The sequence below is a fragment of the Dactylosporangium sp. NPDC050688 genome, assembly GCF_040654515.1.
Taxonomy (GTDB): domain Bacteria; phylum Actinomycetota; class Actinomycetes; order Mycobacteriales; family Micromonosporaceae; genus Dactylosporangium.
The window spans coordinates 1-14,021 of sequence record NZ_JBFAIC010000127.1 but is presented as its reverse complement, the minus strand read 5'-3'; the positions used below and the strand labels follow the sequence as shown (position 1 = coordinate 14,021).

Sequence of the window (14,021 nt, the reverse complement as noted above, 5' to 3'; positions counted from 1 at the left end):
CACCGCCCACGGCCACAACACCCTCCGGGCACTCACCGACCTCATCACCGGTCGGCCCTGGCTACCCGCCATCAACTGACCACCTGATCAGTCACGGGTTCTGTTGTGGGTGCGCCGGTTCTTCTGCGAGAACGCCGCGTGCGAAGACGTTCGCCGAGCAGGTTGATGGGCTGACCCGCCGGTGGTCGCGGGTCAGCGATGGGCTGCGGCAGATGCTGACCACGGTCGGGCTGGCGCTGGCCGGCCGAGCCGGCGCGCGTCTTGCTGCACAGTTGGGTATGCCAGCCAGCCGTCACCGCCTGATCCGACTGGTACGGGCGTTGCCGGATCCACCGGTCGGTGTGGTTGCGGTGCTCGGGGTTGATGACTTCGCGGTCAGGCGCGGCCACCATTACGGCACGGTGCTGATCGACTGTGAGTCCCGCAGGGTCGTTGATCTCCTCCCCGGCAGGGACGCCGACCCGTTGACCGCGTGGCTGCAACAGCATCCAGGAGCTCAGGTGATCTGCCGGGACAGGGCCAGCGCATACGCCGAGGCCGCACGTAACGGCGCACCGCAGGCCGTCCAGGTCGCCGACCGGTTTCACCTGTGGCAGAACCTTGCCGCCGCGATCGAGCGGTGCGTGGCGCAGCACAAGAGCTGCCTGCAGGAGCCCGTCGAGGTTCCTGCCGAGCGGTACGGCGCTGCTGCGGAGGCGGCCGAATCCGCCGGGGCGATGGCCGAACGTCGCCGCGCCCACCACGCTCTCGTGCACGAACTGCTGGCGCAGGGCGCCGGATTTCGGCAGATCGCCCGGCATCTGGGCTGGAGCCACCACACGGTATCGCGGTACGCCCACGCCGCAACGTGGCAGGAGATGATGGTCGGGCAGAAGATCCGGCCGAGCCAGGTCGACCCGTTCAAGACCTACCTGATCCAGCGCATCGGCGAAGGTTGCCTCAAGGCCGCCACACTGCACCGTGAGGTCCGTGCCCAAGGTTTCGCCGGCAGCTACGCGATCATCCGCAAGTTCGTCGAGCAGTACCGCAGCACGCCGGACCTTACAGCGGTGCGCCGCCCACCCTCGGTGCGGCAGGTGACCGGATGGATCTGTCGACGACCGGACGACCTCGCCGACCGCGACAGCGTCCAACTGCAGGCGATCCTCCAGCGCTGCCCGCAACTGCGCGCCGCCACCGACCTGGTCCGGTCGTTCGCCGACATGCTCACCCGCCTGCGCGGTGAGCGACTCGACGCCTGGATCGCGGCAGCCGAAGCAGCAGCATTGCCCGGTGTCACGAAGTTCGCCACCGGCCTGACCGCAGACCTGGCCGCCGTGACCGCCGGCCTCAGCATGCCCTTCAGCTCCGGACCGGTCGAAGGCAACGTCAACCGCATCAAAATGATCAAACGACAGATGTACGGCCGAGCCGGCTTCGACCTGCTCCGCAAGCGTGTGCTGCTCGCACCTTGATCAGCGCCAGCCGCTCCCCGCACTACGCTCCCTGGATGCGCTACCTCACCCGGCAGTTCGCCATCGGGGCCCTGCGCCGCGGACACGGCATCGAACAGTTCCTCGGTGGCACCCAGGTCGGCGGCGAGGCCGCCATCCAATGGGTCGCGATCAGCCCCATGGACCGTCAGTACCGCGTCTCCCTGCACACCGTGCAGGACCCCGACGACGACGAGTTTGGCGACCTGCCCAACCTCATGCCCCTGGACCCGGTCGACGAAGACTACATCGGCGAAGGCCGCGAACTCGGCGCCAGCCAGGGCGAGACCGAAGCGATGGTGCTCGCCGAGCAACTCACGACCGCACAACCTAACCTCTGGGTCAACCACGCGGTTGCCGGCGACGAATACATGGACTTCGTCCGAAGCCGGCGAAACACCACCGACACGCACGGCCGACAAGATCAATCACGAAGTTAGCGCCAGAACCACGAACGGAGCCCAGATGTGTGCTACTTCGGGACCCGCCCGGATCAGTTTTCGTTGATCCTGGTCGGCGAGTTCGGGACCCTGTGCGGCTCGTAAATTCGGTTCGGTGGCTGTGACGTGCGGATTTGTCCGTGGTTCAGCTGCCGGTAGCGGGGATGATTCAGGGCGTGGCAGCCTCGCTGGTGTACCTGCTCCTACGTCAGATCTTGCAGATGCTCACGCAGCTCGCCCGCGACGGCGGCGCGAAGGACGTCGAACTGCTCGTGTTGCGGCATCAGGTAGCGGTCCGGCGACGGCAGGTGCATCGACCCGACCTGCAGCCCGCGGATCGGGTGGTGCTGGCGGCGTTGTCGCGGCTGCTGCCCCGGCCACAGTGATCGGCGTTCTTCGTCACCCCGGCCACGTTGTTGCGCTGGCACCGGCAGCTGATCGACCGGCACTGGACGTATCCGCATGCATCGCCTGGCCGGCCGCCGGTGGACCGGGAGGTCCGCGACCTGGTGCTGCGTCTGGCCGCGGAGAACCCGACCTGGGGCCATCGCCGCGTACAAGGTGAATTGGCTCGGCTGGGCCACCGGATCGCGGCCAGCACGGTCTGGAAGATCCTGCACCGGGCCGGCGTCGACCCGGCACCACGCCGGACCGGACCGACCTGGCAGCAGTTCCTCACCGCACAGGCCCACACAATCCTGGCCTGCGACTTCTTCTTCACCGTTGACACCGTGCTGCTGAAACGGATCTATGTGCTGTTCTTCATCGAACTCGCCACCCGGCAGGTCCACATCGCCGGCGTCACCGCCCACCCGACCGGCGACTGGGTCACGCAACAGGCCCGGAATCTGCTCATGAACCTCGACCAGCACGCCAGCAGGCTGCGCTTCCTGCTACGAGACCGAGACACGAAGTTCACCGCAGCGTTCGACGTGGTCTTCACCGCCGCGGGTATCGACGTGCTGCGCACACCGCCACAGGCACTGAAGGCGAACGCCTTCGCAGAGCGCTGGGTCGGCACCGTCCGCCGGGAATGCACCGACCGGATCCTGATCGCTGGCGAACGGCATCTCTTGAGGGTGCTGACCGAGTACACCGAGCACTACAACCGCCACCGCCCACACCAGTCACTGGACCAGCAACCGCCGAATCCACCACCGGTCGCCGACCTCGGCGCTGCGCGGGTCCGACGACGCCCGGTCCTGGGCGGGCTGATCAACGAGTACTCGCAGGCAGCGTAAGCCAAACCCAATTTACGAGCCGCACACGAGGAATTCAGCGTCCTTGGCACGGTCGCTCATGGGCAGCAGGCGCAGCATCGCCAGCGTGTTGGTCACGCCGAGGTAGGCCAGTCGGAGCAGCACAACCAGACATCCTCGCCCAGCGGTCGTCAGCGGTACGACAAACCCGGGCACGTTGACAAACGCAAGATCTCGTTGTGACGGTCAAAGTGACCGTGAACAGGGCGGACGTCATTGTCGGCACCCGCAACGTCGTCGATGTGCTCGCCTCCGCCCGCCGGGCCGCCGCGGCACGCCGGTTCTTCCGCCGGGCGCTGGCCGCGCTGAAGGTCACACCGAGTGAGGTCGTCACCGACGCGGCACCGGTGTACTCGGCTGTCCTCGACGAACTGGTCCCGTCGGCGTGGCACCACGTCGAACGCCATGCCAACAACCGGATCGAGGCCGATCGCGGCACGCTGAAGCACCGGCCCAGACCGATGCGCGGGCTGCGTACCGGCCGCACCTTACAAACGATCATCGCCGGACACGCCTTCATGCAGAACCACCGACGCGGACACTACGAACTCGGGCTCGACGCATCGTCCGGGCTCCGAGTCGCCGCAGCGTTCACCGAGCCCGCCACCGCCATCTGAGCCAGCCACGAGAACCGGGCTCACTGCGTCACCCGATCAGATAACGCAACGGAGCCTCCAGGCCCTTGCCGGGCTCGGTGACCGTGACGTCGGCCAGCTCGGGAACGTGTGTCCGCAAGGCTCGCAGGGTGCGTGCTCGCATACTGGGCTCCGATCGGGTCGGCCGGGTTGGATAATCTTGGACAATGTCCCGTGCCGCAGCCCTCGCGATCGCGGTGGTCCTGATGCTGGGCGGATGCTCCGAGCAGGCGCTGCCCGCGCCGGTGCCCGGCCCGTCCGACGACCCCCTGGCGGTGGTCGAGGAGCGCACGGCGCTGCTGTCCCGCGACGGGCCCTACCGGGACCCGGACCAGGCCGAGCGGGCGCAGGGGCGGGCCGCCGCGCGGCTGCTGCTGGCGGGGTCCGACGACATCACCGACCTCGACGGTGCGTTCGGCCGTCTGGGGTACGACTCCGCCCACAGCGTCGATGCCGCGACCGGTCGCCGCTACAGCATGTTCTCCATGAGCGTGACCCACGGGCCGGCCTGGGGCCTCGTCCTCGCCGACCGGTCCGCGCCGCTGCGTTACGTCATCGAGGTGCCGCACCCCGGCTTCGATACCAACACCGACAAGCTCGGCGTCGCCCTCTACCGTCTCGTCCCCGGCAGCGTCCTGCTCATGGCCGGTGCCCACCGCGCCGCCGGGAACGGCGCCGCGGACGTCGCCCACAACGACATGTCGATGTTCCACGTCCTGGCGACGGAGCTGGCCCGCGGCGGCCTGAGCCAGGTGCAGCTGCACGGCTTCGCCGACAAGAACCTCCCCGACGCGCAGGCTGTCGTGTCGACCGGCGCGGGCCGCGTCTCCCCCCTCGCCCGCGACGTGGCATCCAGTCTGCAGGGCACGGGCGTCATCGTCTGCCGCGCCTGGGCCGCCACCTGCGGCCGGCTCGAAGGCACCACCAACGTCCAGGGCAAGGCCGCCGACGATATCGGCGCGCAGTTCCTGCACATCGAGCTCGGCTGGGTCATCCGCGGCAACCCCGAGCGCCTCGACGCCGTCGCCCACACCATCGCCGCCCGCCTGACCTCCGGCTGACCCTGGGCGCCCTGCCGTTCCGCCGGATCAGGCAGACCCGGCACCGCCACGCGGCCGTTCAGCCGGATCCGCGGCTCGATCCGGTGGCTCGGACCTGCACGTTCAGCGTCCGGCGCAGGCCACCGTCCGGTCACTCGGACCGCTGTCCGGTTCTGGACGGCACCGACGCCCATACGAATGACTGCCGTCAATGCCTGACCGATGCGGTAACTATTCAGGTGGTTCCGGGGAGCCAGGTCCGTCCATTGTGGAGTTGGGGGAGGGCTTCGAGGGCGTTGATGCCGTGTTTGCGGGTGGTGGCGAGGTAGCTGCGGATGGCGCAGAAGGTTTCGGCGCCGGTCCAGGTGCGCAGCCCGCCGCTGATCTTCTGCCAGAGTTTGACCATGCGGATGTCGCGTTCGGCGAGATTGTTGTCGAACACGACGCGAAGGTCGTGGGCGAAGCGCAGTACGTCGGTGGCGAACCCGTGTAGCCGGGCCAGGAGAGTGACCGCGGGTGGTCGGGCGCGGTTGCCCGGCGGGGCGGGGTTCGCGGCGGTGCCGGCGGCGATGATCGTGTCGTAGCGGTGCCGGTAGGCGGCGCCTTCTACCGGGTCCGCATCACCGGGGTGCGCTCCGCCCTGAGTCGAACGGCGAGACCGCAGAGTCGGTGCGGCACCCGGTGCCCGACGTCGCCGGACTGCGCCGGTCGTCCCTGGTCGACGTCGGACTCGCCTGGGCACGGACCCTTCCCGCGAACGGCCACGTCGCTCCGGTCACCGTCGGCGGCCTGATCCGGTACTGAGCCCGGAGCCCGGCACACGCTCAGCGTTCATTCCGCGCTTGTACTGCGTTCGTTTCCGCGCTCCGGACCGCGCTGGCACGACGGTCGGGCGCGGGCCGGGTCAGAGGCGGCGGGCGGTGCGGAGGCCGGCGGCGAAGTGGCCGGTGCCGTCCAGGGTGGCCTCGCCGCCGGAGTCACCCATGGTGGGGCCGTTGGCGCCGACGCGGCTGGAGATGAAGCGGTAGTGGCCGCGGTTGTCGATGCCGAGGTAAATGCCGGAGTGCTCGATGTGCGTCGGGCGGTCGGCGCCGTCCGCGTCGATCTCGGGTGAGCCGTAGAAGAAGACCAGGTCACCGGGGCGCAGGCGGTCCAGCTGCTGCGGGCGCTTGCCGGTGTTGGGGATGACGACGGTCCCGGGGCCGACGTCGGCGATGGCATACGCGCGTCGCGGCAGCCCCGGGCCCTGCGTGTTCGTGCCGCGCAGCGGGTAGCCCATCCGGTAGCCGTACACCATGCGGATGAAACCGGAGCAGTCGAGGCTGTGCAGGCGGTCCGGCGACGGCTTCTCCTTGACCCCGTCGGGAAAGCCCCAGGGGACGCCGAGGTAGTCGTAGAAGTCGGAGTTCTCGGCGCGGCCGTCGCGGTCGCCGCTCGACAGCGGCCCGAACGCGGCGTCGCCGGCGATCTGCACGCCGTTGTCGCCCTTCTGCGGGGTGGCGCCGTAGGTGTACTGCATGGCGGTGGCGAGCACGTCGGGGTTCGGATCCGCGAGCGCGGCGGCGAGCCAGCCGGCGAACCAGGACTGCTGTTCGGCGCCGGCCTGCCACGGCTGGGGCACCAGCCGGACGTAGACGTCGTGGGTGACCTTCGCGTTGGTGAAGCGCGGCTCGGCGAAGGTCCTTGCCCTGCCGGTCAGGTGGGCGGTGCGGGCGCCGTCGGTGAGCACCGCGACGCGCGCGCCGTCGGGGCGCAGGACCTCGGTGCCGGGCGGGTCGGTCAACCGCCGGTACGTGTATCCCGACGACGACACGGTGGTGGCCGCGGTGCCGAGGCTGATCTCGACGGGGTCGGGCTGGGTGAGCCGGACGGCGCTGTAGCCGATGGCCGTGAGGCCGGCGACGAGCAGCAGCGCGGCGGTGACGAACGTCGTCGCGCTGCGCGTGAGCCCCGACGTGTTCATGCCGTTACCTCCGCTGCGTTCCGGCGCCGGCCTGAACCAAACCTGCGCCCCTCATGAGCAGCCCTCCGCTACGCTCCGGCCCGCTCACGCCGCCACCACCGCTGCGCTCCAGTGCCGGCCTGAACCAGCCATGCGCCGACGGTGCGCAGCACTGCACCCACCATGGGCAACCTCTCCGCTGCACTCAGGCTCGCTCATGTGACCGGCACGAGTCCGGCGACGATGCCGCTGAAGGTCACGCCGAACGTGATCCCGGTGACGATCGTCGTGGCGAGGACGGTCGCCGGCGGCGGTTGACGCACCAGCTGGTAGGCGATGAGGCCGGGGGCGACGAAGCCGAGCGTCTGATGGGCGAACAGCAACGGCAGGTCCCGCTGCACGATGACGAACAGCGTCAGCTGCAGCAGCACGCTGAGCAGCAGGATGGCGGCGAAGAGGCGCTTGCCGTACAGGATGACGACCTTTTGCAGGAGCTTGGTGAGGTAATAGGTGACGACGGTCATCACCACGACGATCGCCGCCTGCAGCGGGTCCTCGATGAGCGCGAGCGCGATCCAGCCGGGCGTGATCATGCCGCCAGGCGAGAGGTTGGTCGTCAGGTAACACAGCAGCGCGAACACCAGCCCGATGCCCAGGCAGGCGGTGGCGAGCTGAGCGCTGAGCTCCCCTCCGAAGATCATTGGCCGGTCCTTCTCTGAGCCGGGACGCGGGTCCCCACGGTCATGTTGGTGCGCAGCATCGGCGGCAGCGGGCCGTGCAGCTCGTCGGGCGCCCAGCTGGGCAGCCCGGCCAACTCGTGCAGGAGCACCTCGCCCTGGCCGTGGATGTTGCCGACGGCGACGATCGAGGAGTCGAAGTCGGTGGCGGCGACGACGCCGTCGAGCAGCCGGTCGGGGTCGAGCTTCCCGCCGATGTCCACGACGCGGTCCAGCAGGTCGGCCGGGATCGTCGAGCGGGCGCTGCGGGTCGGCTCGCCGATGAGCACGATCCGGTCGGGGCGGACGTCGCCGCAGAGCGCGCCCATCTGACCGTTGCGCTCGACCCGGTCCGGTCGGCAGTTGATGACCATGGTCATCGGGCGGGAGATGAGCTGCTGCCGCTCCAGCTGCTGGATGTTCATCAGCGTCGACTCGGGGTCGTTGGCGGCGAACACGTTGGCGAAGCGGATCAGCTTGTCGCCGGCGGTGACCCGCACGACCGACAGCACGCCGGGGTCCGGCGGCGCGTCGATCATGCCGGCGAGGGCGCTGCGCCGGTCGACGCCGAGCAGCCCGGCGACGGCGATCGCGATGGCCACGTTCTCCTTGAACGTGATCCAGCCGAAGCCGGCCATCTCCCGGTCGGTAACCGACTCGGGGTCAACGGCGATGAGCCGGCAGTCGCGCTTGTCGGCCTCCTGCTGCAGGATCGCGAGCCGGTCGCGCTCGGCGGTGACGCACACGCCGCCGACGGGCATCGACCTGCTCAGCGACCGGGCGACATCGTCGAGGGTCGGCCCCATCTCGGCCAGGTGGTCCTCGCGGACGTTGCACAGCACACCGATGGTGGAGCGGATGAGCTTGCTCTGGTTGATCTCCTGCAGGGCAGGCATCACCGCCATGCACTCGATGACCAGGGCGTCGGGGTGATAGGCGGCGGCCCGCCGCACGATGCCGATCTGCTCCACGACGTTGGCGATGCCGAACTTGCGGTGGACCGGCTCCTCGCTGGCGTCGGGGAAGATGAACCGTGCGGCGGTGCCGGTGGTCTTGGCCACGACGAGCAGCCCGCCGCCGCGCAGCGCACCGGCGCACAGCCGGGTGATCGAGCTCTTACCGCGGATGCCGTTGACGAGCACCCGGTGCGGGATCTTGCTCAGGTTGCGGTCGTGGTTGCGCTGCTCGACGATCCCGGCGACGAGCAGCGCGACGCAGCACAGGGCGTAGACGACGTAGAGATACAGCACGCTCAGACCTTCGCGGTCCGGCTGGCGCCGCGCTGGCTGGGGAAGCGCGGGCGGACGGCGGTGAAGTCGTCCTCGGAGCCGCGCAGCCGGACCGCGCCGCCGAAGCGGGCGGAGCCGGTGTGCCGAACCTGGCGGCAGATCTCCAGGCACATCGCGATCGCGCCGACGTCGTCGTGCCGCTGCGGTGGGATCGGCTCGTCGAACTCACCGGTGCGGATGCGGTCCGCGAACACCGCGAGGCGTCGCAGCGGCCGCACGAAGATGAAGTACTGCCACACGAACGCGAGCGCGACGATGCCGGTGACGGCGCCGGCCATCAGCAGCGTCCACCGGTTCATGATCACCTGCGGCAGCTGGAGCGAGACGGGGTTGCGTTCGATCACGACGACCCATTCCAGGTGTACGACTGACGGCGGGCTGGTCAGCGCCGTTGCGACCTGCAGCGACGGCTGCCCTCCGGCGCTGCGCTGCCCACGGACGGTGCCGCCGGCCATGGCCTCGATCGCGACGGCGCGGGCCGCGTCGCCCTCCAGCGGCTGCATCGCCCGGTAGCCCGACGAGTCCAGGATCGTGCGCAGCTGCGAGTCGACGACCCGCGCCCGCCCGTCGACCCGGCGCATCACGCCGAGCAGGTAGTCGATGTCGAACTCGCCGACGACCCCATAGCCGTCGTCCTTGGCGATGCGGAACGCGTAGATGACCGGCAACCGGGTGACCGACCGGTCGATGCGGATCCCGGCCTCCCCCGGCAGCGGCTGCGGGGTGCGCAGCGACTCCCGGCCGGCGGAGCTGACCACGGCGCCGTTGCGGTCCACCAGGTACATGCCGCGGAACCGGTACTCGTCGGCCAGCCCTTGCCTGAGGATCGGCCCGAACTTGGCCGGGTCGGTGCTGGCGTTGGCGAGGCTGATCCGCGACACGGTCTGCAGGCCGCTGTCCAGCGCGTTGCCGAACACGCCGCTGACCGCCTCGGCGCGGCTCTCCTCATCGAAGAACAGTTGCTCGGGCACCGGCGGCCGGGGCGCCTGCAGCGCGGTGGCCGTCGCGACCGCTGGCCACGCCAGAGCGATCAGGACGGCGACGGCGAGGCCCTGCACGGTGCTCGGCCGCCACCGCGCGCCGCGCAGCCCGCCGCCGCTGAACACCGCGAGGGCCTGCGCGATTCGGAACGTCTCCCTGGTGCGCAGCGGCTGCCGGACAGGTGTCACCGCGCCGCAGGCATCGGACTTCGCCTGCCGCAGCAGCGCCTGGACCGGCGCGGGCAGGAATGCGCGCATGAGTAAGAACGCCAGCAGCGACACGCCGAGCAGCGACAGGCCGAGGAGCAACCCATAGCCGACGGAGGTGCCGCGGCTGACCGGCGCGACGAGGACGGACGCCACGACGACGCCGGTGTCGCCGATCGCGGCGGAGGAGACGACCAGCTGCCGGTCGGGCCACTCGGTGACCTTGATCGCGCGGCTGCCCCGTGCCCCGGCCAGCCCTTCGAAGAGCTTCGGCAGGTGCGGCTCGCCGACGGCGCTGACGCCCTGGATGAGGGTCGGGCGGCCGTCGGGGGTGATGATGAAGACGCCGTGCTGGGCGCCCGGGTTGAGCCGCAGGTTGCGCATCAGCAGCGGGTAGAGCACGGCGACGCTGCGCTGGCCGTCGAGCGCGGCGATGCGGACGAGGGCCGGCCCGTCGGTGGTGGAGACCGCGACGGTGGCGTCGGCGGGCAGCGGCGTCGGCAGCTGGTCGAGCGGGACCGGCGTGCCGGACGCGGCCTGCGCCTGACGGGTCGCGGTCTGCAGGAGGGCGGCGCCGGTCCAGGTCTCCTGGTTGCCGATGAGCTTCGCCAGCACGTCGGCGTCGGCGGGCAGCGGCGGCTTGCGCACGTCGGTGAGGACTCGGTCCAGGTCGTCCGTGGCTCGGGCGGAGCCGACGCTCATGCCGCGGACGACGGTCGCGACCAGCTCACGCTGCGAGTCGTGCACGGCCTTCGGCACGCCGCTGCGGTCGTAGACGGCGAAGCCGAGCACGGCGGCCGCAGCGACGATCATCGTCACGCACAGGTAGACCAGCGATGGCGCACTGGAGCCGGCCGGGAACGCCGCCGCAGGCAACTGCTGCTCAAGTGCCCGCCGGCGCCATGCGATGAGCTGGGCCGGTGGCGCGCCGGCCGCGGGCGGGGCGTCGTCATACACGGATATACCGCCCCCTCCCCAACGTTTTGCTGCCCTCTCACCCCGAATCGCCGGTGACTATAACCCAGGGCTACGACATTCCGTGACAATGATCAACTGGTTCGGGGTGCGGGCGCCGTGCCGCGGACGATCAGACCGGCCTCGTCCGCCCCCCGGGTCAGCAGGTGTCCCTGGATCCGCTCGACGGCGGCCTCGTAGATCCGCCGGCGGGCGGCCGGAAGGCCGGGGTCGGCCAACGCCCGCTCCAGGTCGACCACCCGGATGTCCGGGTTCAGGTCGACGAACGTCGGGATCGCCTCGACCGCGGCGACCGTCCACCGCTTCGCCTCGCTCGAAGGCGTGAATGTGACACGGACCATCACGCCCTCCCGGTTGTCGTTGATCGGCTCTTCGTGGCGGGCGATCTGGTTGCCCATGCCGTACACGATCCATTTGCCGGAAATGCGCTCGACTGGCTGCACCACGTGCGCGTGGTGACCGAACACGACGTCGACGTTGCGCAGCGCGGCGACCGCTCGGGCCCAGGTCTGCTGGTCGACGTCGGGCTCGTGCACGTACTCGGTGCCCCAGTGCAGGCTCACCACGACGATCTCGGCGCCGGCGGTGCGGGCCGCAGCGGCGTCCGCCTCGATCTTCTTCGGCTCGATGAGGTTCGCGATCCATTCCTGCCCGGCTGGCCGGGTCAGGCCGTTGAAGTACTTCGCATAGCTCAGGTGAGCGATGTTGACGCCCTTGACGGTGTACAGCTTGGGCCGCTTCGCCTCGTCCGCGCTGCGGTAGGTGCCGGCATGCCCGAGCTGCGCCTGGTCGAACGCGTCGAGGGTACGTTTGACGCCGTCGAAGCCCTGGTCGATGCTGTGGTTCGAGCCGGTCGAGCAGCCCTCGTAGCCGACGGTCTTGATCGCCCGCACCGTCTCCTGCGGCACGCTGAAGCGCGGGAAGCCCGTGTAGGGCCCGCCCGGCGGCGCGACCGGCGTCTCCATGTGACACAGGGCGAGGTCGGACGCCTCGATGGAGGCCTTGACACCGGCGAGCATCGGTGCGTAATCCATCGGGCCGCCACCGTCCCGCTTCGCCTGGTTCCACAGGTCGGGGTGCAACAGGATGTCGCCGGCGCCGATCACCGACACGGACCGTCCCGCGACCGTCACAGGCGAGCCGAGCGGCCGGGGCGTGCCGGTCTCCTGCACGGTGGCCGGCGCCCACGGGCCTATCCGGTAGACAGCGAAGACCGCGGCCGCCACGACGATGACGGTGCCGAGCATGCCCCACCTCGGCCGGAGCGATCGCGTCTTCTGCACCGCGCAAGGCTAATCACTCCTGTTCCGGCAGCCGGGCGGTGGGTAGCCGGCGGACCACGGTGCCGGCTGGCGTGCCGGACAGGACGCCGGAGAAGTACAGGACCTGCTCGTAGCGGGCCCGGCCGCCCGGCGCCGAGGCGATCGCCCGGTAGTCGGCGGCGCTGGCCGTGTAGTGCGGGAACTCCCAGATGTCCGGCACTGGCAGGCCGTGCCGGGCCACTCCTGGCGGGCCGAGGTGAACCGGCCGAGCGCCCACTCCGGCGAGTCGTCCTGGACCGGCCCGTCCAGCTGGACTACGCCTGCGTCGTTGACGTGGGCGCGGTAGAACTCGTAGTCCTCGGCGCTGGCACCGTAAGGGTTGCAGACGCCGGTGAGGCCGTGGGTGTAGCCGTGCATGATGAGCGCGCCGCCGTGCTCGCTCATGTACCGCAGCGCGTCGACGACCGCGGGCATGCCGCTCAGCGTCCGGTGTACGGGTATACCGCCGGAATACCGTCGTGGCCGGGCTGACCCTGCCTACAGCAACGGCCCATGGAAGGCGCCAACACCAAGGTCGTTCTGAGACGCCAGATGTACGGCCGAGCCGGGTCCAGAGAATACGGCGTCGGGTCGTCCTCGCCCACTGACATCAACAACCAACGATCACCAAATCCGCGCCAGAGCCGATTTCGGGACCCATTCGTAGGCGAGCTCGGGGCCCACCGGCTGAAGTCCGATTCTTGTGTTCGTGAGTTCAGGGCCCACCCATGTGGATGGTCTGACGGCCGGCGAGCCCAACGCCGTCGAGTCGCCAGCGACGTCCCTTGCGCTCTCCGAACCCTGCTTCACTAGCTCCAAGTTGTCGTAGCCGACTACGCCGCGTGATGAAGGCGGCCTGGCAGCTCACGAAAGGCCACGAATCGCGGCGAATCAGTTCATCCGATCGAGTTCAGGCTGCGTCCGTACCGGCTCGTCGGCGACGTAGGTCGGGCTCAACTCGGAGAATGCTTCATCCGCCCATCGCCTGCGCACCGGGTCCGTGCAGGCGTCCAGAAATGCTCGCGCCGCGGCGGCGATGTGCTCACGGTGGACGGCCAGCTCGGGAACTCGTACGAGCACCACCGCCGCAGTTATCGCCTCCTGTCGAACACGGGGGTCCGGATCGTCCAGAAACGCGGCGGCGGCCTCGTACATCTGGGAACGGAGCTGCCGGACAGCGTGCCACGCCGAGTTCGGGTACTCCAGCGGTGAATATCCAGCCAGCTCGACGAACTCACGGACGCGGACGTCACCGACTGCGTCCGCAACGGCAGACAACCAGGTCAGCAGATGGCCTCGCAATGGCTGGAGTCTGCCGTCCGGGCTCCGGATCACCGTATCGCCGCCCACCTTGCGGTCCAGCAGCGCCAGCACGTACCGGACGGCCGGCACCGCCGGCTGGAATACGTTCGGATACTCGATGAACGAGCGGTCCCACAGATACGACAGGCCCACCGTGACGGACCGCGGATCGTCGGCGGCCAAGCCGTGCAGCGAAGCCCGCATGTCGGGGTCCGGCAACCAGTACTCGTACGCCTCGCAGGCCCGCATGATGTCGTCGACGATCTTGCGCAGGTCAGCCCGCTCCTCAGCCACGGCAGCATGATGACACAGCATCGACGAGCCGGTGGCGGCCGCTGCATCCACAAGATGATCTCTCAGTCCCTTCAGGGACTGTACAAATAACGGCTGATCGACCGATCAAGGGAGAGACGCCGAGATGACGACCGAGACCCCCATTGAGCAGGAGCCGGCCGCAGTGCCG

General features: G+C 69.6%; 14 protein-coding genes and 2 pseudogenes. 7 read left to right on the top strand and 9 right to left on the bottom strand.

The window, feature by feature from the left end; genetic code table 11:
• The first annotated feature begins 83 nt into the window (after nucleotides 1-83).
• The 6 genes and pseudogenes from AB0H83_RS50400 (at nucleotide 84) to AB0H83_RS50375 (ending at nucleotide 4,867) form a co-directional block, all read left to right on the top strand.
• On the top strand, nucleotides 84-1,454 hold the full coding sequence (locus AB0H83_RS50400; protein ID WP_360110697.1) for an ISL3 family transposase: 1,371 nt from the start codon (nucleotides 84-86) through the stop codon (nucleotides 1,452-1,454).
• A 35-nt stretch (nucleotides 1,455-1,489) separates the two neighbouring features.
• Nucleotides 1,490-1,912, top strand: a complete 423-nt coding sequence (locus tag AB0H83_RS50395) for a hypothetical protein (RefSeq protein WP_360110691.1) — start codon at nucleotides 1,490-1,492, stop codon at nucleotides 1,910-1,912.
• Between the two features lie 176 nt (nucleotides 1,913-2,088).
• The gene (locus AB0H83_RS50390) at nucleotides 2,089-2,298 is read left to right on the top strand and encodes a hypothetical protein (RefSeq protein WP_360110688.1); all 210 of its coding nucleotides are present in this window, start codon (nucleotides 2,089-2,091) and stop codon (nucleotides 2,296-2,298) included.
• A 27-nt stretch (nucleotides 2,299-2,325) separates the two neighbouring features.
• Complete coding sequence (locus AB0H83_RS50385) at nucleotides 2,326-3,153, top strand: integrase core domain-containing protein (protein ID WP_360110685.1); 828 nt, start codon at nucleotides 2,326-2,328, stop codon at nucleotides 3,151-3,153.
• Nucleotides 3,154-3,404: 251 nt separating this feature from the next.
• Nucleotides 3,405-3,788, top strand: a pseudogene (locus tag AB0H83_RS50380) (DDE-type integrase/transposase/recombinase); the annotation flags it as partial.
• Nucleotides 3,789-3,973: 185 nt separating this feature from the next.
• Complete coding sequence (locus AB0H83_RS50375; RefSeq protein WP_360110682.1) at nucleotides 3,974-4,867, top strand: hypothetical protein; 894 nt, start codon at nucleotides 3,974-3,976, stop codon at nucleotides 4,865-4,867.
• Between the two features lie 214 nt (nucleotides 4,868-5,081).
• Here the strand turns inward: AB0H83_RS50375 and AB0H83_RS50370 are convergent, their stop codons facing one another.
• The gene (locus AB0H83_RS50370; protein ID WP_360110694.1) at nucleotides 5,082-5,510 is read right to left on the bottom strand and encodes a transposase; all 429 of its coding nucleotides are present in this window, start codon (nucleotides 5,508-5,510) and stop codon (nucleotides 5,082-5,084) included.
• Nucleotides 5,511-5,515: 5 nt separating this feature from the next.
• Here AB0H83_RS50370 and AB0H83_RS50365 point away from each other — a divergent pair, with 5 nt between their 5' ends.
• Nucleotides 5,516-5,650, top strand: a complete 135-nt coding sequence (locus tag AB0H83_RS50365) for a hypothetical protein (RefSeq protein ID WP_360110703.1) — start codon at nucleotides 5,516-5,518, stop codon at nucleotides 5,648-5,650.
• A 100-nt stretch (nucleotides 5,651-5,750) separates the two neighbouring features.
• Here the strand turns inward: AB0H83_RS50365 and AB0H83_RS50360 are convergent, their stop codons facing one another.
• From AB0H83_RS50360 to AB0H83_RS50325, 8 genes and pseudogenes are all read right to left on the bottom strand, one after another.
• A complete protein-coding gene (locus AB0H83_RS50360) occupies nucleotides 5,751-6,809 on the bottom strand; it encodes an NlpC/P60 family protein (protein WP_360110679.1) in 1,059 nt (352 codons plus the stop codon).
• Nucleotides 6,810-7,003: 194 nt separating this feature from the next.
• Nucleotides 7,004-7,489, bottom strand: coding sequence for a poly-gamma-glutamate biosynthesis protein PgsC/CapC (locus tag AB0H83_RS50355; RefSeq protein WP_360110676.1), 486 nt, complete (start codon nucleotides 7,487-7,489; stop codon nucleotides 7,004-7,006).
• Complete coding sequence (gene pgsB / locus AB0H83_RS50350; protein WP_360110673.1) at nucleotides 7,486-8,754, bottom strand: poly-gamma-glutamate synthase PgsB; 1,269 nt, start codon at nucleotides 8,752-8,754, stop codon at nucleotides 7,486-7,488. The genes AB0H83_RS50355 and pgsB overlap by 4 nt, the downstream gene beginning before the upstream one ends.
• A 2-nt stretch (nucleotides 8,755-8,756) precedes the next feature.
• On the bottom strand, nucleotides 8,757-10,937 hold the full coding sequence (locus AB0H83_RS50345; protein ID WP_360110670.1) for a HAMP domain-containing protein: 2,181 nt from the start codon (nucleotides 10,935-10,937) through the stop codon (nucleotides 8,757-8,759).
• A 92-nt stretch (nucleotides 10,938-11,029) separates the two neighbouring features.
• On the bottom strand, nucleotides 11,030-12,238 hold the full coding sequence (locus AB0H83_RS50340; RefSeq protein WP_360110667.1) for a CapA family protein: 1,209 nt from the start codon (nucleotides 12,236-12,238) through the stop codon (nucleotides 11,030-11,032).
• A gap of 13 nt (nucleotides 12,239-12,251) precedes the next feature.
• Nucleotides 12,252-12,437: a hypothetical protein gene (locus AB0H83_RS50335; RefSeq protein ID WP_360110700.1), complete on the bottom strand. Its 186-nt coding sequence runs from the start codon at nucleotides 12,435-12,437 to the stop codon at nucleotides 12,252-12,254.
• A 32-nt stretch (nucleotides 12,438-12,469) separates the two neighbouring features.
• Nucleotides 12,470-12,691, bottom strand: a pseudogene (locus AB0H83_RS50330) (DUF2334 domain-containing protein); the annotation flags it as partial.
• 456 nt (nucleotides 12,692-13,147) lie between these two features.
• Nucleotides 13,148-13,852, bottom strand: a complete 705-nt coding sequence (locus tag AB0H83_RS50325; protein WP_360110664.1) for a hypothetical protein — start codon at nucleotides 13,850-13,852, stop codon at nucleotides 13,148-13,150.
• Between the last annotated feature and the right edge of the window lie 169 nt (nucleotides 13,853-14,021).